Below are 21,077 nucleotides of genomic sequence, written 5' to 3'. Positions count from 1 at the left end.
AAATCATAAAAAATACTTTCAAGTCTTTTTTAGAAAATTGTATTTTTGCGCCGTAGGAATTCGAAATTTATGTTTGCAAATACGTCAAAATACGCGTTAAAAGCCCTCCACTATATTGCAGTACATTCTTCAGAAGAACAAAGAGTCTTGGCAAAAGATGTTGCTAATGCACTGGATTTGCATAAGCCCTTTTTATCGAAGATTTTGAATCAATTAGCTTCCAAAAATTTTATTCATTCGGTAAAGGGACCTTATGGAGGCTTTTATCTAACCAAAGAACAAAAAGATAGGTCTGTGATGGATATTATTATTGAATTGGAAGGAAAGGATAACTTTAGCCAATGTATCCTAAATTTTGAGAGCTGTAATGAAATAAATCCGTGTCCTATTCATAACTTAGTTGCATTTGAGAAGGAATCCCTTCGAAACTCTATTAAAAATGTTCGTATTACAGATTTACAAGAAGATTTAAATTACTTATGATTAAGCCGGAATGACAGACGTTACCATCCTCACCTGTAAACCCTATCACAAGCCTGAAGTTGTCACCTCATACATTCAGAATATTTTAGACGAATATCAATTTCTAAAAGAAGCTTTGGAAGCAAAAGGATTAACCGTTGCAAGAACTTATTGGGACGACCCTAATTACGATTGGAGCCAAACAAAAGCAGTTGTTTTTAGAACCATATGGGATTATTTTGAGCGCTTTGATGAGTTTTGGCCCTGGTTGGAAAACATTAAAGAGAAGACCATTTTAATTAACCCTTATTCATTAATTAAATGGAATATCGACAAACACTATCTGAAAGATTTACAAGCAAAAGGAATTTCCATAGTACCTACCCATTTTGTAGATACTGGAAACTGGCAAAATTTAAAAGAAGTCTGTTTTATTTATCAGTGGAAAAACATTGTCATAAAACCTGCCATTTCGGGGGCTGCCTTTCATACCTATAAAATTTTTGAACGTGAGATTCCTGAAAAGGAAGACTTTTTCAAAAAGTTGGTTGAAGAAAGAGATATGCTTGTTCAAGAATATCAAGAAACTATCACTACGTTGGGGGAGGTATCTTTAATGGTATTTAACGGAAAGTTTACCCACGCTATCTTAAAGAAAGCGAAACCTGGCGACTTTAGGGTGCAAGATGATTTTGGCGGAACGGTCCATCCTTACGAAGCTTCTAAAGAAGAAATTGCTTTTGCTGAAAAAGTATTTGCTGCTTGCGATCCTATGCCAGCCTATGGACGAGCGGATATTATTTGGGATAACGAAGGCAAAATCTACCTTTCTGAATTAGAAATTGTAGAACCTGAATTATGGGTGCGAAACAACCCGGCTTCGGCAAAATCTTTTGCCGAAGGGATTATTCAGTTTTTATAAAACACTTTTCTGTTTTTTGTAAAAGGCATCGGCTTGCATTTGCATGAGTTCTCGTGCTTTTTTTCGTTTATAATCATATAACTCTTGCTCTTCAGCAATGTCTGCATACACTCGATTATTAACTTCACGATCTGTCGTTACTAAAATATCACGCTGGGACTTTTGTTGTGCTACCCAAGTAGTAACGGCACCTTCTTGCTCTGCCAATTTTAAATCATACGCTCCTTTAGGGGAAAGCAATTTGGCAATAATAGGGGAGGTTTCAATAGCTAAAAACAGCAAAAAGATAAATAATGAAGGTAACCAAGGGAGCTTATTTAATGCATTGACTCGTGCCATTAATCCATCAAAACCGTCAATTACGGGTTGGGTTTCAGCCACTTTGGTTTGATATTCTGAAGCCAATAACGCCATTTGTGCTTCGTTGGCAGTAATTTTTTCGGTATTTGTATTTCGTAATTCTGATAGTGCCGCCAACTCTGCATCGTGTTTTTCTCGTTTTTCCTTGTATACAGGTCCTTTCCCAACGAGTTCGGTGCCTTTTCGTCCTTCTGCTTCGGCAATATAGGTTTCATATAAATTGTTTACTTCGGTCTCTTTGTTAATTATTTCTTGTTTTAAACTTTCATTTTCAGATTTTAATGATTCAATGTTAGGTGAAAACTGAAGGGCTAATTGGTCTTTATTTTCTAGTGTCATTTCATTTTTTTCTTCCAAAAGCACCTGATTGATTTCTTTTTCAAAAATTTTCAATTCTAAAGGTTTTGAAATAACAATGGCAATAATAATAGCTAAGAGAATTCGTGGTGAAGCTTGAATTAATTCGTCAAAAATGCTATCTCTTTTTTTAATGGTAGAAACAATAAATCGATCCAGATTAAAGATGAGCATTCCCCAAATAAGCCCGAAGAGAATAGCCGTAAACATCGTGTCGAAAACTGTAAATAAGGCATATGAGGCAGCGATTGTTGCCATTACCGCCGTAAAGAAAACGGTGGCGCCTATCCCCGCATACTTGGTTTTCTCCCCCGCAGAACATTGGTCAAGAATATCGATGTCTGCACCCGAGCAGAAAATAAAAAAACGTTGTAACATAGCTGTTGTTGATTGATGAATAGATAATTAGAACGTAAATTGTTTGAATTTGTTACAAAAAAAGGTCTCAATTTCTTGAGACCTTTTTTTGATTGAAACTAAAACTTAATCTTCAATTTTTATGGGCGTCTTTGAGAGTTTTACATATGGGACTTTGTCATTTCCTTTTCGAATATCGATATTAATGTCATTCGAATTTTTAACGATTTCAATTGCCTTATTTGCTGCTATTTCATCACCATTAAAATAAAATTTCGCGCCTTTTTTAGCTAATTCTTTCATATGTTCCACAGGATTTGGCGGTGGCGGTGGTATTTCTGCGTCTGGAGCAGGGGGTGGTGGAGGCGTGTCTGGACCCAAAAACTCATTATAATATTCAATTTCCTCCTCTATAGTAGGTTCTTTTGTATTTATTTCTTCCACTTCCTTTTCGATAAAAACATTTTTTCTTGGACCTTCAATTTCCTCGATTTCTTCTTCAATAAAAATATTTTTACCATCGGGTTTTGGAGGTGGTGGTGGAATAAGGCCGTCTTTTTTTGGATTGTTTTTATAAAGTTGTGTTTTTTTGAATTCTACCTCTAGCCTCTCCATAAATTTCTTATCTGGATTACTTACTAGAATATCCAAGGCCACTTTTTCGAAATCTTTTTTCTTCCATCCATTGGTTATGGCATCAAGATCTTGTGCAAAACTTGTAATGGAACTTACTTTATCGTTCACAATTACTTTATCTCCTTTTATTTTAATTTTGATATTTTTTTCTTGTGGCGGACAATTAGGAAATGGAACCGCCATTTCTTTTTGTTCCGAAGTCATTTTTCGATAAATCGTTTCCAACGTTTTTAAGTCGGAAAGCGGAATTACTCTTGTTGCTTCGGGTTGTTTATTGTACAGAGAGGCAAGTTGATTGTAGGTGTTTATTTCCTCTTGAGTTGCTTTTTCAAATACGGTAACTATCTCATTTTCTATGGGTTTTTCAATAATCTTTTTTGTACTGAAACTATACAATGTTAATGCCACTAACGGCAGTAATAACATGGTTCTAAGCCATATGGCTTGTTTGGATGTGTGTGTTTTCATAACTGTAAATCGTTTTTTGATGAATGAATAATTAATGGCGTGCGCTAGCACAGGTATTTGAGCATTTGATGAGAATGCCAATAAAATTTTTTGATATGCAGAAGTGTTTACCCCTCTTTTTAAAACCGATTGGTCTGCCAAAAATTCGTGGTTTAATTTCATCGATTTTTTGAAGAAATAAAACAACGGATTAAACCAAAAGATTATGTGTATTAATTCGATTATTAGGATGTCTAAACTGTGTAATTCACGAGCGTGGGTTTCTTCATGCCAAAGCACTTCTTTTGGGATGCTTCGGTTTTCAAAACTTTCTTTATTTAAAAAGATATACTGAAAAAAGGTATGAGGAATGGTAGGGATATTTAATAAAACGGTAATAAAGTTTCTATTTTTTTGAAGGGGATGTTTTTTAATTCGTCTGAATATACTTAGAATGTTTAAAACAAAACGAGTTCCGAAGAAAAGCACACCCAACCCATATACACTCCACAGAATAATAGGTAACAAAAATTCAAAACCGGAAGAACTTTTAGCAACCACTTCGGTACTTGAATAGGTTATGTGTTGCGTAATCTCTGTAAGAGGGACTTCAACATAGGTAGAAAATACAACCAATGGAATGCCAAAGGAAACCAAAAGTGCTCCCAATAAATAAAACCGTTTAAAAAGGTGTACCGATTCTTTTTCTAGAAAGAGTTTGTAAAACCCGAAGAAGAGAAACAAACACGCAGCCGATTTTAATACATAAAGTTCCATACTATTTCTTTTCTATTTGTTCTTCAATGAGCTTTTTTAAATCTTCTAATTCTTCTTTACTTAAATTGGTTTCTTGTGTAAAGAACGACGCAAACTGGGTAGCATCATTATTAAAAAAATTCTTAATCATCCCATGTACTTGTTTCCCAAAATAGTCACTTTTTTTCACCAAAGGGTAGTATTCCCGAGAACGCCCTAATTGAATATAATCCACAAATTCTTTATCCTGCATCCGTTTTAAGAGTGTTGCTATGGTTGTTTGTGCAGGTTTGGGTTCTGGATATGCATCGATAAGATCTTTCATAAAAGCTTTTTTCTGCTTCCAGAGAAATTGCATCAGTTGTTCTTCGGCATTGGATAATTGCATAGTGATTATTTTAATGCTCTACAAATGTAGAATAATATTTTAATTCTACAAACATAGAATAAAATATTTTTAAAATTTTAACTTTTGAAGGATTCGGTTACCTTTGGGAACTTTCAAATTAAAAAAAAATGAGTTTAGAAAGAGAATTACACAAAAGAGCCCATAATCAATGCGAATTATGTGGACAAACTGAAAACCTGATTCCATATGAGGTGCCATCCTATCCTAAATCGGGACTCGAGGCTCATATCCTGGCATGTAACACTTGTATTTCTCAATTTGATGATGCAGATGCACGTGATGTCAATCATTGGCGGTGTCTAAATGATAGTATGTGGAGCACAGAACCAGCAGTACAAGTGATGGCATGGCGGATGTTACAACGGTTAAAAGCTGAAGGCTGGCCACAAGATTTACTCGATATGATGTATATGGAGGAGGACGTAAAAGAGTGGGCCAAAGCTTCAGGAGATGCGAAAGATAAAAGCAATGCCATTATTCACCGCGATAGTAATGGAGCCATCCTTGAAGCGGGAGATAGTGTTGTGCTTATTAAAGATTTAAAAGTAAAAGGTACTAGCATGGTTGCTAAACAAGGAACTGCTGTGCGTAGAATTTCTTTAGATCACGAAAATGAAAAATATATTGAAGGCAAAGTAGATGGACAGCATATTGTCATCATTACAGACTATGTAAAGAAAATTTAGTGTTTTCAGCTTTTAAGAAAATTCCTTTTTTGTAGCTGACGATGGTCATATTTTAAGGGATATAGGTAGTGTACCTTTATACTTTAAAACAATGTATCATGAAAACGGCTATTGTAATTGGAGGGAATTTTGCAGGAATGACTGCCGCCCTTGAGCTTAAAAGAAAAGGGAAGGATAGATACCGCGTATTGGTGGTGGATAAATCTCCCTTATTTCTTTTTATTCCATCATTAATTTGGGTTCCTTTTGGAAGACGAGAGATTAAAGATATTTCATTCAGAAAAGACGAAATACTTCGCAAAAAAGGGGTAGAATTTCTTCAAGCGGAAGCTTTGGAAGTTGATGCCGATAATAACAAACTCATTACTACAAAAGGAGAATTTACTTATGACCATTTAGTGATAGCGACGGGTCCTAAAGTACAGTTTGATGTTGCCCCCGGTGTTGAAGAACATGCGTATTATATTGGCACTCCAAATGGGGCTATGAAAACCCGAAAAGCTTTAGAAGATTTTAAACAAAACCCCGGTCCTATTGTAATTGGAGCTACTCAAAATGCGGGTTGTATGGGAGCTGCGTACGAGTTTTTGTTTAATATAGAAAAATGGTTACGGGAACAAAACATTCGTAAAAAAGTAGATTTATACTGGATTACACCCGAAACATATTTAGGACATTTTGGGATAGATGGTATCACCGGAGGAGAAACGATGCTCAAATCCTTTATGAAAATGTTTAATATTCATTATCGTACCGAAGTGGCAGTAAAAGAAGTAAAACCAGATGGTGTCGTGTTAAGTACAGGAGAGGTTTTACCAAGTGCTTTTACCATGCTCATGCCCCCTTTTATAGGAGTAGACCTTGTAACCAATTCAAAATCTATTAAGGCCAACCCATCAGGTTATGTTCCTGTGGGTGAGGATTATAGACACGTTAGCATTCCCAATGTCTGGGCTGCAGGTATTGCAGTGGAGGTAAAATTGCCATTTACCCCAGGGAAAGTACCTTTTTCAACTCCAAAAACGGGGTACCCATCTGATGAGACAGGAAAAATAGTGGCCGAAAATATCATTCGAGTGGATAAAGGAATTGAAAAATTAAAAAAGAAATCTTGGGGAAGTATTCCTGGCCTCTGTATCATGGATGCAGGTAAAAAAGAGGTTATTATTATTAGCGACAAGTTGTTTAAGCCTAGAAACTTTGCCATAATGATTCCTAATGTGATTTTCGATTTTTCAAAAATACTGTTTGAAAAATACTTTCTTTGGAAAACCCGTCACGGGTATTCAAGATTACCCTAAACTTAAAATAAAAGCCATTCATTTTGAATGGCTTTTTTGCTTTTCAGACCTAGTAGAATTTTAATTTTCAATTTGCTTCCTCCTAGCTACTTTCCGAAGACGGTACAAACGGGATTGTTTAGATTCAACCGTAAATACAATAGGTAAATTAATATCTTGTGTAACCAATTCCCCACCTACTTCGCGTGGCTGAAGCTTGCCAACACTTTTTAATATGTTTAATCCTTCCATTTCTAACTCAGGATAAGGAGAGGAAGCTTTTAAATTTATTAGGGTTCCATCAGTATCAACCGTAAATGAAGTTTCAATAGTTTGTTCTGAACTTGGTTCCAAACCTAACTGAAAAGCTATCTCTTGTAAATTGGAATTTTTAATAGCTTCTCTCACTGGGTTTTGAGAAAAGCAGGCAAATGAAATTATACAAACTAAAAGAAAGACCTTGTATTTCATTACTTGCTCATTTCTGTAAAATAATGATAAAACTGAGGAATGGTTTCAATCCCTTTTAAGTAATTCCAAATACCAAAATGCTCATTAGGAGAGTGAATGGCATCACTATCTAGTCCAAAGCCCATTAAAATGGTTTTACTTTTTAGTTCTTTTTCAAACAAAGAAACAATAGGAATACTTCCGCCACTTCGTTGTGGGATGGGTGTTTTTCCGAAGGTTTTTTCATAAGCTTTTTCTGCGGCACGATACCCTACACTATCGATAGGTGTTACATATCCTTGTCCACCGTGATGCGGAGTTACTTTTACAGTCACCCCTTTGGGAGCAATGCTTTCAAAATGTGTTTTAAAGAGTTGCGTAATTTCTTCCCAATCTTGATTGGGAACCAGTCGCATACTAATTTTTGCATAGGCTTTACTAGCGATAACGGTTTTGGCACCTTCGCCTGTGTAACCACCCCAAATTCCGTTTACGTCTAAGGTTGGGCGGATTGAGTTTCGCTCATTGGTGGTGTAGCCTGTTTCGCCATACACATCTTCAATATCCAAAGATTTGCAATAGGCTTCTTTACTGAAAGGCGCTTCGGCCATTTTGGCTCTTTCTTCTGCCGTGAGCTCTTCCACTTTATCGTAAAATCCTGGAATAGTGATATGATTGTTTTCATCGTGTAATGAAGCAATCATTTTGGTTAATACATTTATAGGGTTTGCCACAGCACCTCCATACAAACCGCTATGTAAGTCACGATTTGGCCCCGTTATTTCCACCTCTACATAGCTAAGTCCGCGTAACCCTGTGGTAATGGAAGGAATGTCTTTAGCAATCATTCCGGTATCACTAATAAGAATGACATCGTTAGACAGTTTTTCTTGATTTCTTTCCACAAACCATCCCAAACTTTTGCTGCCTACTTCTTCTTCACCTTCAATCATAAACTTTACATTACAAGGCAATTGTCCAGTAGCCGTCATATATTCCAACGCCTTAACGTGCATGTACACTTGACCTTTGTCGTCGCACGCGCCACGCGCGAAAATGGCCCCTTCTGGATGAAGTTGAGTCTTTTTTATGATAGGATCAAAAGGAGGACTGTGCCATAAATCCAAAGGATCTGGGGGTTGTACATCGTAATGCCCATAGACCAAAACAGTGGGAAGGGACGGATTAATTATTTTTTCTCCATAGACTATAGGATATCCTGGAGTTTCACAAATTTCTACCTTATCACATCCAGCCTTTTCTAGACTAGCTTTTACAGCTTCAGAAGTGTTTATAACATCTTTTTTATAGGCAGAGTCTGCACTAATGGATGGAATTTTTAATAATTCGATCAATTCGTCAATAAAACGTTGTTTATGTTGCTCGATATAAGGTTTTGCACTTTCCATGGAGTATATTTTCAATTCTTGCGAAGGTACAAAAAGGAGTATTTTTAAAAGAAAGATTGTTTGTAAATTCTAAGGATTATGTATATTTGCCACCCGTTCCAAGAATTTTAGTGAATAGGATGTAGCGGCTGTGATGGAATTGGTAGACATGCTAGACTTAGGATCTAGTGCCGCAAGGCGTGGGGGTTCGACTCCCTTCAGCCGCACTTGCAAAGCCTCTAAGAGATTAGAGGCTTTTTTATTTAATTCATTAAAATTCCATTTATTATTTGTTACTTTTAGATAATTAGCAACCAGAATTTCTGGAACAATGAGACTAAAAGCGATTATACTCTTATTACTTGTACTAACTTTTATTCTATATTCTTGTAAAGAAAAGGAAGAATGGTGCACACTTGAGGTAGTTGGCACTGCCTATAATTCTACAACATGGCAAACAGATGGGGATCCCTATAATACTGCCTGGGGAGATACCTTGCATCCCGATAAAAAATCTATTGCAGTCTCTAATGATTTGATAAAGTTAGGCCTCACACGACATACTAAAGTTAAAATAGAGGGTTTGGAAGGTATTTTTATTGTAAATGATAAGATGCATGCTAAATGGAAAAAAAGAATAGATATCTATTTTGGTACAGATATTAAAGCAGCAAGAGCATGGGGAAGAAAAAAAGTAAGGATACAGTATTTGGTTCCGTAAAAGTTTTACTCAGACCGTTCAATAAGTTCGTTTATTTCTTCTTTTTCATCAGGTTTTAGATGTGGGTTTTTAGGTGTTTTAGGAGTGTTCTTTATATGTATTTCATAGTACATTCCAAAGTGATCACTTCCAAAGTATTGCGTCCGTTCCATTTTACCAACCAGTAAATTTTTGGTATGAAATAAATGATCTAAAGGAAAGCGCATAAACCAATATTTTGCATGATAAGTTGGAAAAAATCCTCTTCCTACACGGGGGTCTTTCATTCCAGTCATTTTTTTAAATAACCTTGTTGGGCGACTCCAAACCACATCGTTCATGTCACCACACACTACTGTGGGCAGTTCTTGATTCCGAATAAATTTACCTGTGAGCATGAGTTCGGCATCTCGTTCTATACTAGTATCATTTTCGGTAGGACTGGGAGGAGCAGGGTGTAAACATATTAAGAGTATGTTTTTTCCTTTTTCTATTCCTACTTCGCAAAATATAGACGGAACATTTTCTTCTACTTGATGCTTTTTGGTAATATTAAATAATTCCTTTTTAGAGTATAGGTGCATTCCGTAGTAGTTTTCTAACGGAATTTTCACAGTATATGGATACTTTTCTTCGATAGTGGAAAAGGCATTTTCCCAGGCTAAATTGGTTTCCATCCCTAAAACCAAATCGGGGTTATACTTGTGTATTATAGCCAAAAACTTTTCATAATGGGTATTATCTTGTAATACATTGGCGGCTAACAAAGATATTTTCTCTTCAGTCAAATTAGATTTTCTTCTTTTAAAAAGAGACGAATACTGATATACTTTTTCAAATTGATAAAGGATGGCAATTAATAATCCCGTGACTAAAATCCATTGAAAAGTATTGGGATTTGAGTTGAATACAAATAACAAAATCAATAAGGTGATTTCTACAACAAGAGACTGTAATCTTATAAAATCGGGTGTTCTAAAAAACCAATGTGGGTTATTAGTAAGAGGAAAGAATGGACTTATTATGAAAATAACACAAAGGAAATGGAACAAAATCATAGTGCTAAATTACTGTAAGTATTAAACATTATAATTTAAATTAAACAAAAAAAGCTTCAGCACAAACTGAAGCTTTTTACTTTAAGTGTCTTGTAGATTAAGCAGGACTTGTTTTTTGGTATACCAAGCCAGCTAATAACCCCATTATAGCATAGAATACAACATAAGTAACACCGTTGATTAAAGTTCCTGTAAGGTCTAACATGTCCATTACCGCAAAATTTACCATCCCTTCACCAAAACCCATTAAAATTCCAACCCATACACCAAAAGTCATTCCAGTAGTAGGGCTAAAATTTCCGTTGGCCCATTTACTATAAATTGTTGATAAAGCAAAACCAACAATAATACATCCAATAATAAGATGCACCATGTCTGGCATTTCTCTCATAATGCCAGTGGCCGTAGAGTGTTCTGTTAAAATAGGATCCACAAGCATTCCCCAAATTAACCAACCTCCAAAATAGCCCCAAACCGCTGTAACAAGCGTACTAATTAAATTACTCTTTGAAAACATAATGTATTGATTTAGTTGTTAGTAGGTGAAATTTACTAAATAATTGAATTGCTTTTACTTTTCCTACAATTATCTTATTAACAGTGGTTTATAACTTTTATGTGGAATTTGTCTATTGATCCTATTCAAATTTGATATATATTAATAAAACCTCAGAAAAATTAAGGTATTAATTCAGTAGTTTTGAAATGTGAATAATACATACGACATCGTAATTGTAGGAGGAGGTGCTGCTGGATTTTTTACAGCTATCAATGCTGCTGAAAAATTACCCAAGGCAAAAATTGCAATTTTGGAACGTGGGAAAGAAGTACTTACCAAAGTAAAAGTTTCTGGCGGTGGGCGATGTAATGTTACCCATTCTGAGTTTATCCCAAATGAATTAATAAAAAACTACCCTAGAGGAGAAAAAGAACTGCTCGGACCTTTCCATACATTTATGACAGGAAATACCATTGAGTGGTTTGAAAAAAGAGGAGTAGCGCTTAAAATTGAAGAGGATGGGAGAATGTTTCCAGTTTCAGATAGTTCTCAAACGATCATCGATTGTTTCTTAAAGGAAATGACTAGGCTCAAAATTGATTTACATAAAAACTGTTCGGTAAAGTTTATTGAAAAAGATGAGAACGCATTTAAAATCTCAACGACTTCAGAAGATTTTATAGCCAAGACATTAGTAATCGCTACGGGAAGTAATCCTAAAGTTTGGAAACTTCTAGAATCGTTAGGACACACCATCGTCCCTCCAGTTCCCTCGCTGTTTACCTTCAATATAAAAGATGAGAGAATTTTAGATTTGCCAGGGATAGCAACCGATGTTTCAGTTCAAGTGATTTCAGAAACAGAAAAAATACTACTTGAATCCCAAGGGCCTTTACTAATAACCCATTGGGGGATGAGTGGTCCTGCAATTTTAAAACTATCTGCTTGGGGAGCACGATTGCTGGAACCAACAGGCTATCACTTTTCTATTAAAGTAAATTGGTTGAATGACCTTTCTGAATCGGAAGCCGTTATAGCATTATTAGAATTAAAAGACGTTAACCCAAAACAAACACTGTATAAATATGCTCAATTAAATGTGCCAAAGCGTTTATGGCAAAGCTTACTGAAAGCTGCGGGTATTTCTGAAAATGAAATTTGGGCCACGATTTCAAAAATACAACTTCAAAATATAGCCCTTCAGTTAACGCAATCTCAGTTTCAAGTAACAGGGAAAAGTACCTTTAAAGAAGAATTTGTGACAGCAGGTGGGGTCGATTTAAAGGAAGTAAATTTTAAAACGTTTGAAAGTAAAATCGTCCCTAATTTATACTTTGCTGGGGAGGTATTAAATATTGATGCCATTACAGGAGGATTTAATTTTCAGAATGCCTGGACGGGAGGATTTATTGTTGCACAATCTGTTTCAGAAACTATTTAAAATTTAGTTTCCCCTTTTTTAGCTACAGGTGTAAAAGCCCTACCTTTGTACCCTTCTTTAGAAAACAGAACATACATGATTCACAAAAACGGAACTTTAGAGCTTACAAATGAAGCCATGGAAAAGTATGGTGAAAAGGTAATAAAGGCTATTTCAACTCATTATCAACAATTAAATAATAAGAAACCCGTAGCTATTAGCTCTAGAGAAGAAATGGATAAGCTTTTTCTTGAAGAAGTTCCAGAAAAACCATCCAATCCTTTTGATGTATTGGATTTTGTGTTGGATAATGTAATGACGCAAAGCACTATCGTTGCACATCCTAAATCTTTTTCTTTCGTACCAGGTCCAAGTAATTTTATTGGAGCCATGGGCGATAGCTTAGCTTCTGGATTTAATATATTTTCAGGAGGTTGGGCGGCTTCCCCAGCAGCAGCAGAGTTAGAAATAGTAACCATGAATTGGTTGCTGAAAATTTTTGGATTTCCAGTGGTAAAAGGAGGCGGAATTTTTACAAGTGGGGGTTCTATGGCAAATTTAACGGCCATTGTAACGGCTAGGCGTATAAAATGTGGAGATGATTTTTCTAAGGCAGTGATTTATTTATCAGATCAAGCGCATTCTTCCAATATTAAAGCCATTCGTATTTTAGGTTTTAGAAAGGAACAAATTAGGATTATTCCAACCGATCAAGAATTTAAATTTGGCATTAATAAACTTAAAAATGCTATTGCCAAAGACCGCTTGGAAGGCTGGCAACCCTTTTGCCTTATTGCTACCGCAGGCACTACCAATACAGGGACAGTGGATCCTTTTGTGTCAATTGCAAAAATTTGTAAACAAGAGGATATATGGTTTCATATTGATGGCGCGTATGGAGGCGCGGCTATTCTAGCCAAAAACGGAAAGGAATTATTAAAAGGAATAAATAAGGCAGATTCCTTAACAGTAGATCCTCACAAATGGTTTTACCAACCTTATGAAATAGGATGCTTATTAGTGAGGAATCACAAATGGCTTAAAAATACATTTACTGAAAAACCAGAATATTTAAGAGATGTTGAAGGGAATACTTCAGAAATTAATTTCTACGATCATGGAATGGAATTAACCCGTCGTTTCAGAGCGTTAAAATTCTATATGTCTATAAAAACTTTCGGGTTAAATGAATTCCGAAAGGCCATCAACTATAACATTGCTTTAGCAGAAAAAACAGAAGCTTTTTTACGGAAAAGTCCAAATTGGGAAATTATCTCTCCTGCGACATTGGCGGTAATTAATTTTCGCTATAACCCTATAAACAAAAGACTCACTGAAAAAAAATTAGATGCTTTAAACCAATACATTTCCAAAGAAGTAGTGGTTTCTAGGGAAGCGCTTTTGGTAACGACCATTTTGAATGGACAGGTGGTTTTAAGAATGTGTTTAATAAATCCACGTACAACTTTTAAGGATGTGGAAGACACTATTAATCTTTGTGAAAAATTTGCACTCGAAGGTCTGTAATAATGGAAAAATACATTGCTTTTTTAAGAGGAATAAATGTTGGGGGACACAAAAAGATTTTGATGGCAGATTTAAAGTTGCTTTTTGAATCTTTGGGATTTGAAAAGGTAACCACCTATATCCAAAGTGGGAATGTTGCTTTTGCGACAGAAAATGAAGCAAATTTGGTAGCTAAAATTGCAAATGCTATTGAGGTAAAATATGGCTTTAAAGTGGCTGTTTTGGTTAAAAAAGCTTCAGAATTGGAAGAAATATTGTCAAAATCACCATTTTCTAGTGAAAAATTAAAAAAAAGCTATTTCATTTTATTGGAAGAAAAACCTTCTTTGGAGCATATAGAATTAACAACAACGTTTTCAAACTCAAATGAGGAATTTTACATAACAGAGAATTGCGTTTATATATATTATGCACAGGGTGCGGGTAACGCGAAATTGGGCAACAATTTCTTTGAAAAGAAACTAATCGTCACTGCCACTGCTAGAAATTACAATACCATAGTTAAGTTAGTTGAACTCAGCAGGTAATTCTAATTTTGAACTGATTCCAATGCTTCAAGTCTAAGTTCAAGTTCCGTTATTTTCATAAGCTTTATTTTAAGCAATTCATTTTCTTCTTTTAATTGCGTGTTCTCTTTCTGCAAGGCCTCAATTTTATTATTCAAAGCTTTAAATGCTTGCACAAAAAGAGCGTCATAATCGCCATAAGCGGTTTGATAATATCCCATATTGTCTTTTGACACTTTTTCCGGAAATACATTCATTAATTCTTGAGCTATAAAGCCATACTGGGTTCCTTCAGGTCTTTTATATCCAGTCACTTGATCGTCCCATTGGTAGGTAACACCTCGTAACTTTAAAATTTTGTCTAGAGCTTTTACTTCTGAAATAGTTTCTATATTGGTTTTTAATCTTCCGTCACTATTCCCAAGCCATGACCCTGCTGTAGTTTTAGAAGCATCACCCTCAACTTCTAATATATTGGTGGTAGGAATCCTTGAAAATCCTGTTTTTCCATCTTTAAGCATGGTAAAGGCATTATGATTGCTTGGTAACCCTCCTACATTTCCATTTCCAATTACAAAGAGATAGTCTGAAGCATTGGCAGTAGTTGTACTATTTGGCGTATAAGTTTCATTATTAAATCCGAAAACGGTTTCTCCATAAGAATAGGCTATCGCATCACTTCCAATAACAAAAGAATTTTCTCCTTGAGATTCTGTGCTATCTCCCATAGCGAATGACTCTGAGGCTGTTGCAACACCCCCTATCAGAGCTACACTATTTGGTCCTGTGGCAGTACCTCCAAAGGAGAGTGCATTGGCTCCTGCTGAGGTGCCATTCCAAGCCATAGAATTATCACCAGAAGCAATACCAAAGGTAAAAGCGACAGCACCTACACCTGAAGCCTGTCCTCCGTTAAGTCCCATGGAGAAATTCCCAGAGGCATTGGAAGTATAGCCTAGTGCTGTGGCGTTAGACCCAGAAGCGACAGTAGAGGTCCCCATCGATATTCCGCTTGCTCCAGTGGTAGAAGCACTATCTCCAAAGGAGAATCCTTCGGAAGCAGCAGCATCTACAGTACCACCCATAAGCGCGACACTATTTGGTCCTGTGGCAGTACCTCCAAAGGAGAGTGCATTGGCTCCTGCTGAGGTGCCATTCCAAGCCATAGAATTATCACCAGAAGCAATACCAAAGGTAAAAGCGACAGCACCTACACCTGAAGCCTGTCCTCCGTTAAGTCCCATGGAGAAATTCCCAGAGGCATTGGAAGTATAGCCTAGTGCTGTGGCGTTAGACCCAGAAGCGACAGTAGAGGTCCCCATCGATATTCCGCTTGCTCCAGTGGTAGAAGCACTATCTCCAAAGGAGAATCCTTCGGAAGCAGCAGCATCTACAGTACCACCCATAAGCGCGACACTATTTGGTCCTGTGGCAGTACCTCCAAGGGAGAGTGCATTGGCACCTGCTGAGCTACCGTTCCATGCCATAGAATTATCACCAGAGGCAGTGCCAAAAGTAAAAGCGATTGCACCTACACCCGAAGCTTGTCCACCATTAAGCCCCATGGAGAAATCACCAGATGCATTGGAAGTATAGCCTAGTGCTGTGGCGTTAGACCCAGAAGCGACAGCAGAGGTCCCCATCGATATTCCGCTTGCTCCAGTGGTAGAAGCACTATCTCCAAAGGAGAATCCTTCGGAAGCAGCGGCATCTACAGTACCACCCATAAGTGCGACACTATTTGGTCCTGTGGCAGCACCTCCAAAGGAGAGTGCATTGGCTCCTGCGGCGCTACCGTTCCAAGCCATAGAGTTATCTCCAGAGGCAATACCATATGTAAAAGCGACGGCACTTGTCCCGGAAGCTTGTCCACCGTTAAGGCCCATGGCATAATCACCAGAAGCATTGGAGAAATATCCTAAAGCTGTGGCATCCACTCCAGAGGCGACGGCATTCTGTCCAAAAGAAATTGCATTGTTTGCTGTTGTAGAGGCACTATCTCCAAAGGAGAATGCATTGGAAGCAGTGGCATCTACGTCACCACCCATGAGTGCGATACTATTTGGTCCAGCGGCAGTACCTCCAAGGGAGAGTGCATTGAGTCCTGCAGCACTACCATTCCAAGCGAAGGAATTATCTCCAGAAGCAATACCATATGTAAAAGCGACGGCACTTGTCCCGGAAGCTTGTCCACCATTAAGCCCCATGGAGAAATCACCAGATGCATTGGAGAAATACCCAAGTGCAGTTGAGTAATCACCAGGTGCAGTTGTTTCACTTCCTAAAGCAATAGATCTATCTCCTACATTAATATCATCCCATTCGGTTCCTGAGATTTCACCAGCCCTAAAAGCTGCTTTGCTTTTGTCAAACCAAAATTTTGAATCAGACCCCGATAGTGTGGTAGCTCCAAATACAAAGTCATCTCCCCCTACATTGGTCGTGTTTTGCACAACTCCTCCAATACTTTGAAATTCTCCAGAACCTGCCGTTGTGGGAATATTTATCCATGCGCTTCCATCATAATACCAGAAGCCAGTTGTATTATTAGTTTGATAGATTAATAGTCCTGTTGCTGGTGAGGTAATAGCGGTTTTTTCTGCTTCGGTCATTCTAGGAATGAGTATTCCTGCATCAGTACTTGTAATATCAAGCATAGAAGATACATCTGGAGTAGTCGTTCCAATACCTACTTGGGAAATACTTACCGTTGAAACTAATAATAATATGAATGCGACTTTTTTCATAATTCATTATTTTAAAAGAAGCACAAGTAGGCAAGTGAGTTGGGTAAAGTTTAAAAAAGATGAAGTAGATTTGGGGTCACTTCATCTTTACATCGAAATGGAGCAAAAATGTCATCGTTCAAATAGGTTGGGTCAATTTTCTGAAAGAAAATTTTCAATTTGGGAAAGCCTATTTTTTAGTGTATCGATTTCTTCTTTTTGTTCTTGAATGGCTTTTACGATAATAGGGATGAAGTCATTGTATCGAAGTTCATAATTTCCATTTCCATCTTGTGTTAATAATCCCATATTGCTTAACCCTAACTCTTCGATAATTTGAGCCACATCTTGAGCGATAAAACCAATTTCTCTTAATTGTTTATCATCGTTTTTCCTAAGGTAATCGACAGGACGAAGTTTCGAAATAAAATCAGAGCTATAAGAAAGTTCACGTATATCTTCTTTCCAACGTTTGTCGCTGGTTATCGTCCATGCTACTTGCATACGGGCACTGGTTATAGAAGTATTACCCATACGTATTTCATTGGAAACAGATGTAGAAGATAAATCACTATCATAGCCAATAATAATGTTATTATCTCCCGACCCTGCCCCTACAGCGGCTCCTAAAAGTGTATTGTAATTACCTGTTGTGCCAGAATTATACCCTATACTGGTATTCATGTTTCCCATATTAGTACTACTAAGAGCATCCATTCCAATGGCGGTGTTATAGCTGCCAGTAGTGTTCTCATTCATGGCACGCCTGCCTAAGGCCGTATTTCCAGTCCCTGTTGTATTAAAGAATAATGCGGTGTTTCCAATAGCAGTATTTTCATCTCCCGCATTATGTTCTAATGTATATTTTCCTAGCCCTACATTGTCGTTCCCACCTGTCATATCGTACATGCTTCGGTATCCAATAGCGGTATTAAAATAGCCTGTTTGATTTGACATTAGAACCTGTCTTCCAATTCCAATATTGTGAAAGCCACTAGTTTGTGCATACATGACATCCCGTCCTATGCCTATATTTCCACTGGACGTTGTGCCGCCTAATACTCTATAACCAATAGCTATATTGTCTGATGCACCAGTAGTACCATTTAACACATTGTTTCCAATTGCTACATTGCGAGATCCACTTAGATTGGCCTGTAAAGCACTATTACCTATACCTATATTGCTATCGCCATTTACATTTGCTAAAAGTGTTTGATAACCAATAGCAGTATTTCCATTCGATATATTATATTGAAGACATTGATATCCTACTGCCACATTACGGTCTCCGCTAATTGTATTTTGTAGACTTTGGTATCCAATACCCACATTATGAAGACCATTAGTAACAACTGCAAGGGATTGAAATCCAATGCCGACATTTCTATTATCTGAGCTATCATCTTGAGCTCCCGAGTCCACCCCTAAAAAAATGGATGAACCATCTTGAGTGCCATCGTTATCGGATTTTCCATCGGTTAAATCATTAATTTTTTCTATAGTATTTCCAGCTAATGATGTCCAAACTCCATCAAAATAATAGAATCCTGAGGCGTTGTCTGTTTGATAAACCAACAATCCCGTTGCTGGAGAGCTAATACCTGTTCGTTGCGCTTGGGTCATTCGTGGAATTAGGATTCCCGCACTAGTGCTTGTAATGTCCAACATCGAGGATGCGTCTGGAGTAGTTGTTCCAATTCCCACTTGAGAAAAACTTAGTGTCGAAATAAATACAATTATGTATGCTACTTTTTTCATAATAAATTCTTTTAAAAGTGCATATGTAGGTTGAAATTAGGTTGGATTGATTTTGGGCAAAAAAAGGTTATTTGTTTTTTTGAAAAAGAGACACTCCTCCCCATGCACCTCCAATTACTATTAAAAATATTCCTGCATAACGCAAATAGTTTCCGCTAGAAGAAGAAGGACCGTCCATTTTAAATTCGAATACCGATTCACTAAAGGCATCTTTGTCAACTTTAATGTCTTTGGCGGCTTCTGGAAATTCCACTAAAAAGGTTTGCTGAATCGTTCCGCCTAATTCAGGAGGGCTACTTACGAGCATATATTTATGGTCAGTCAATTCAGTAACGTTGGCATTTTTTTGATCGGTCTCAAGCGACCATTTTCCTCTTTTATCAATTTTGCAAACTCCGTAAGCATTAAGACTTAAAGAAAAGGAACGATTCATATCATCTTTTTCTAATTTAAAATCGTCTAAAAAGTAAGCGGGCATTGCTCGTTCAATTTCTCGCTTTAATGCTGCAGGGTTATTTCCGAGACTAGAATTCCAATTTTGCCATTCTTGAGCATTCATAGTCATTGACACAGTTATCTTTGCATTGCCAATGGAGTCTATTTTCATTTCAATTTTTTGCTGTGTTTGTGCAAAAGAGTTTCCGATGATTAGAAGAAAACACAGTGTATATATTTTTTTTATTGTTTTCATGAGTTCTAGTTTTAGCGAATGCTGTTAAAGATTTGATTAATTTGAGATGAGTTTTGGTTATAGAGATAGTCATAGCTCCCTACTGCTACAAAACGAAGTCCGTTAGGCCCTTTTACTGTTTTTCCAATCCAATTTAAAGTGCCGTTTTGAGAATAGGTTTGTCCCACAATTTGATTGCCATTAAATTGGTATTGAATTTCACTACCATAATATGCTAACCCATTTGCAACAGTTTGAAGCGCTACTTGAGGACTATTTGTTTGAACATCAAAAACTGAAACCACCACTTCCTGTGAAGGAGAGACTACTTGGGCTGTTAAGATTGGAAGGTCTGGATAAGGATATTGATAGGTTTGCCATCCACTTGGAATAGAAAACGAAAGTCCTCTGCTTACTGTATTTCCTCCATTTGAAGAATTACTGGAACCACCTGAATTATTTCCGCCACCTGAACTATTTTGTGCAATAGCATTATTAGACATATTTAAACCATTAGTACTCCAAGCGGCAACAATATCATCTACTTTTTTTCGTAAAAAGTCATCGTCTTTTAAATTCATTGGGGTTGCTCCATCAAGATTTACTGCGTGAATATCCACTAATGTGTACCTTGGGTCACCCTGTTGCGCATACTGCATAAACTCACCCAATTGTTTCATCCCTTTTTCAAAGGCTTGTTCTACAGACATAGAGCCTCCCAAGCCTTCGCCACCAATTCCGGTGGCCTCGAGTGCATAAAACTGTCCATTTAGTTTAAATCCAGGATATGCGTGACCTGGTACCAGAAAAATAATAGGGTCTAATCCAGCATTTGAAAGCACACTGGCATATAATAGGCTAAGTTCTAAGCAAAGGCCTGTATTTCCTGTAATAACTTCACGTGGAAGACGATTATGTTGTGATAATTGTGAAACATCCTGAAGGGATTCTGGAATACCCTTAGTTCCACTATAGACCATTCCAGATTGCATGGTCGCTTGATAAATTCCAGCTAAAAACCGCACAGCTTCCTTTGGATCCTTGGTAACACCCGCTGCTTCTCCTTTTAATATTTTTTCCTGAATATTTTGTGTGTAGTATTTTACAATGGGGTCGTTAGGTGTTACAAAACAAGCCAAGAGCGCATCATTGTTATAAACATCTCCCCATCCAGCGATTTCTTCCGAAGGGATATTAGTGAACATATACTCGTTGCGATTGGAAATTCTAAAGGAAAAATCTTCTTCCACAATGTCGTCCTCTTCGGCACCATCCCAACTGATTTCAATTTCGGCTTTTTCGGTAGATTCGGCTGTTTTTTCAGCAATATCTTCTTTAAATTTAGGGTAACAAAGAACTGAAGCCGTTTGTCCTTGGTACATTTCACCAATAACATCCAGTTCAGTCCAATCAATGTAGCCTGGAATTCGATATCTCACGGTTACATCTTCTAGGGTTTTATTGGTGTTGTTCGTGATTTTGGTTTTAAACAGAAAATACTTTCCGTTTAGGGCATCGGGGTTGGCGTACACATTATGTGCTGCGGGCATAATAGTTGAGGTTTTAACAATTTCTACATCCAGTTCGCCAGAGGTACTTCCCCCAGAAATAAAGCTGAAAGCTGTTAAAGCAACCCCTACTAATAAAAGTAATAATGGAATGGCTAGTTTTTTCATAATTGAAATAGTTAGAGTGAATAC

Annotated in this window: 19 protein-coding genes and 1 tRNA gene; 9 read left to right on the top strand and 11 right to left on the bottom strand. The window is 37.1% G+C overall.

What is annotated here, in order from left to right; all coding sequences use genetic code 11:
- Nucleotides 1–69: 69 nt before the first annotated feature.
- Together KXJ69_RS02345 and KXJ69_RS02340 are read left to right on the top strand one after the other, a co-directional pair.
- Entirely contained in the window at nt 70–483 is a 414-nt protein-coding gene (locus KXJ69_RS02345) for an RrF2 family transcriptional regulator (protein WP_219050882.1), read from the top strand.
- A gap of 10 nt (nt 484–493) precedes the next feature.
- Nucleotides 494–1,384, top strand: coding sequence for an ATP-grasp domain-containing protein (locus KXJ69_RS02340; protein ID WP_219050881.1), 891 nt, complete (start codon nt 494–496; stop codon nt 1,382–1,384).
- Here the strand turns inward: KXJ69_RS02340 and KXJ69_RS02335 are convergent.
- The 3 genes from KXJ69_RS02335 to KXJ69_RS02325 all read right to left on the bottom strand — a co-directional run bounded on the left by KXJ69_RS02335 (nt 1,379) and on the right by KXJ69_RS02325 (nt 4,685).
- Nucleotides 1,379–2,479, bottom strand: a complete 1,101-nt coding sequence (locus KXJ69_RS02335) for a DUF4407 domain-containing protein (protein ID WP_219050879.1) — start codon at nt 2,477–2,479, stop codon at nt 1,379–1,381. The genes KXJ69_RS02340 and KXJ69_RS02335 overlap by 6 nt on opposite strands.
- 105 nt (nt 2,480–2,584) lie before the next feature.
- A complete protein-coding gene (locus KXJ69_RS02330; protein ID WP_219050877.1) occupies nt 2,585–4,318 on the bottom strand; it encodes a M56 family metallopeptidase in 1,734 nt (577 codons plus the stop codon).
- 1 nt (nt 4,319) lies between these two features.
- Nucleotides 4,320–4,685 carry a BlaI/MecI/CopY family transcriptional regulator gene (locus tag KXJ69_RS02325; RefSeq protein ID WP_219050875.1) on the bottom strand — a complete coding sequence of 122 codons (366 nt, stop codon included), beginning with the start codon at nt 4,683–4,685 and terminating at the stop codon, nt 4,320–4,322.
- A 128-nt stretch (nt 4,686–4,813) separates the two neighbouring features.
- Between KXJ69_RS02325 and KXJ69_RS02320 the strand changes: the two genes are divergently transcribed.
- Together KXJ69_RS02320 and KXJ69_RS02315 are read left to right on the top strand one after the other, a co-directional pair.
- A complete protein-coding gene (locus KXJ69_RS02320) occupies nt 4,814–5,392 on the top strand; it encodes a PhnA domain-containing protein (RefSeq protein ID WP_219050873.1) in 579 nt (192 codons plus the stop codon).
- A gap of 98 nt (nt 5,393–5,490) precedes the next feature.
- Nucleotides 5,491–6,693, top strand: coding sequence for an NAD(P)/FAD-dependent oxidoreductase (locus KXJ69_RS02315; protein ID WP_219050871.1), 1,203 nt, complete (start codon nt 5,491–5,493; stop codon nt 6,691–6,693).
- A 60-nt stretch (nt 6,694–6,753) separates the two neighbouring features.
- Here the strand turns inward: KXJ69_RS02315 and KXJ69_RS02310 are convergent, their stop codons facing one another.
- Both KXJ69_RS02310 and KXJ69_RS02305 read right to left on the bottom strand, forming a co-directional pair.
- A complete protein-coding gene (locus KXJ69_RS02310) occupies nt 6,754–7,143 on the bottom strand; it encodes an energy transducer TonB (protein WP_219050869.1) in 390 nt (129 codons plus the stop codon).
- A complete protein-coding gene (locus KXJ69_RS02305) occupies nt 7,143–8,531 on the bottom strand; it encodes a dipeptidase (RefSeq protein WP_219050867.1) in 1,389 nt (462 codons plus the stop codon). Before KXJ69_RS02305 ends, KXJ69_RS02310 begins: the two co-directional genes overlap by 1 nt.
- Nucleotides 8,532–8,655: 124 nt before the next feature.
- Here KXJ69_RS02305 and KXJ69_RS02300 point away from each other — a divergent pair.
- Nucleotides 8,656–8,737 (top strand) — tRNA-Leu (locus tag KXJ69_RS02300).
- A 104-nt stretch (nt 8,738–8,841) separates the two neighbouring features.
- Complete coding sequence (locus KXJ69_RS02295) at nt 8,842–9,231, top strand: 3D domain-containing protein (RefSeq protein ID WP_219050865.1); 390 nt, start codon at nt 8,842–8,844, stop codon at nt 9,229–9,231.
- A gap of 5 nt (nt 9,232–9,236) precedes the next feature.
- Here the strand turns inward: KXJ69_RS02295 and KXJ69_RS02290 are convergent, their stop codons facing one another.
- Together KXJ69_RS02290 and KXJ69_RS02285 are read right to left on the bottom strand one after the other, a co-directional pair.
- Complete coding sequence (locus tag KXJ69_RS02290) at nt 9,237–10,268, bottom strand: endonuclease/exonuclease/phosphatase family protein (protein ID WP_219050863.1); 1,032 nt, start codon at nt 10,266–10,268, stop codon at nt 9,237–9,239.
- A 97-nt stretch (nt 10,269–10,365) separates the two neighbouring features.
- Entirely contained in the window at nt 10,366–10,785 is a 420-nt protein-coding gene (locus KXJ69_RS02285) for a hypothetical protein (RefSeq protein WP_219050861.1), read from the bottom strand.
- A gap of 190 nt (nt 10,786–10,975) precedes the next feature.
- On the opposite strand from KXJ69_RS02285, the gene KXJ69_RS02280 reads away from it, so the two are divergent.
- The 3 genes from KXJ69_RS02280 to KXJ69_RS02270 all read left to right on the top strand — a co-directional run bounded on the left by KXJ69_RS02280 (nt 10,976) and on the right by KXJ69_RS02270 (nt 14,241).
- On the top strand, nt 10,976–12,208 hold the full coding sequence (locus KXJ69_RS02280) for a BaiN/RdsA family NAD(P)/FAD-dependent oxidoreductase (RefSeq protein ID WP_219050858.1): 1,233 nt from the start codon (nt 10,976–10,978) through the stop codon (nt 12,206–12,208).
- A 75-nt stretch (nt 12,209–12,283) separates the two neighbouring features.
- A complete protein-coding gene (locus KXJ69_RS02275) occupies nt 12,284–13,714 on the top strand; it encodes a pyridoxal phosphate-dependent decarboxylase family protein (RefSeq protein ID WP_219050856.1) in 1,431 nt (476 codons plus the stop codon).
- Nucleotides 13,715–13,716: 2 nt separating this feature from the next.
- On the top strand, nt 13,717–14,241 hold the full coding sequence (locus KXJ69_RS02270) for a DUF1697 domain-containing protein (protein WP_219050854.1): 525 nt from the start codon (nt 13,717–13,719) through the stop codon (nt 14,239–14,241).
- Nucleotides 14,242–14,243: 2 nt separating this feature from the next.
- Here the strand turns inward: KXJ69_RS02270 and KXJ69_RS02265 are convergent, their stop codons facing one another.
- The 4 genes from KXJ69_RS02265 to KXJ69_RS02250 all read right to left on the bottom strand — a co-directional run bounded on the left by KXJ69_RS02265 (nt 14,244) and on the right by KXJ69_RS02250 (nt 21,053).
- Nucleotides 14,244–16,967 carry a phage tail-like protein gene (locus KXJ69_RS02265; protein WP_219050852.1) on the bottom strand — a complete coding sequence of 908 codons (2,724 nt, stop codon included), beginning with the start codon at nt 16,965–16,967 and terminating at the stop codon, nt 14,244–14,246.
- A gap of 132 nt (nt 16,968–17,099) precedes the next feature.
- Nucleotides 17,100–18,707, bottom strand: a complete 1,608-nt coding sequence (locus KXJ69_RS02260; RefSeq protein ID WP_219050850.1) for a phage tail-like protein — start codon at nt 18,705–18,707, stop codon at nt 17,100–17,102.
- 67 nt (nt 18,708–18,774) lie between these two features.
- Nucleotides 18,775–19,398, bottom strand: a complete 624-nt coding sequence (locus KXJ69_RS02255) for a hypothetical protein (RefSeq protein WP_219050848.1) — start codon at nt 19,396–19,398, stop codon at nt 18,775–18,777.
- Nucleotides 19,399–19,409: 11 nt separating this feature from the next.
- Nucleotides 19,410–21,053 carry a hypothetical protein gene (locus KXJ69_RS02250; protein WP_219050846.1) on the bottom strand — a complete coding sequence of 548 codons (1,644 nt, stop codon included), beginning with the start codon at nt 21,051–21,053 and terminating at the stop codon, nt 19,410–19,412.
- Nucleotides 21,054–21,077: the final 24 nt, after the last annotated feature.

The organism is Halomarinibacterium sedimenti (assembly GCF_019312585.1).
GTDB lineage: Bacteria > Bacteroidota > Bacteroidia > Flavobacteriales > Flavobacteriaceae > Halomarinibacterium > Halomarinibacterium sedimenti.
Note: the sequence above shows the minus strand (reverse complement) of the source record. Positions and strands in the feature narration are given on the sequence as shown.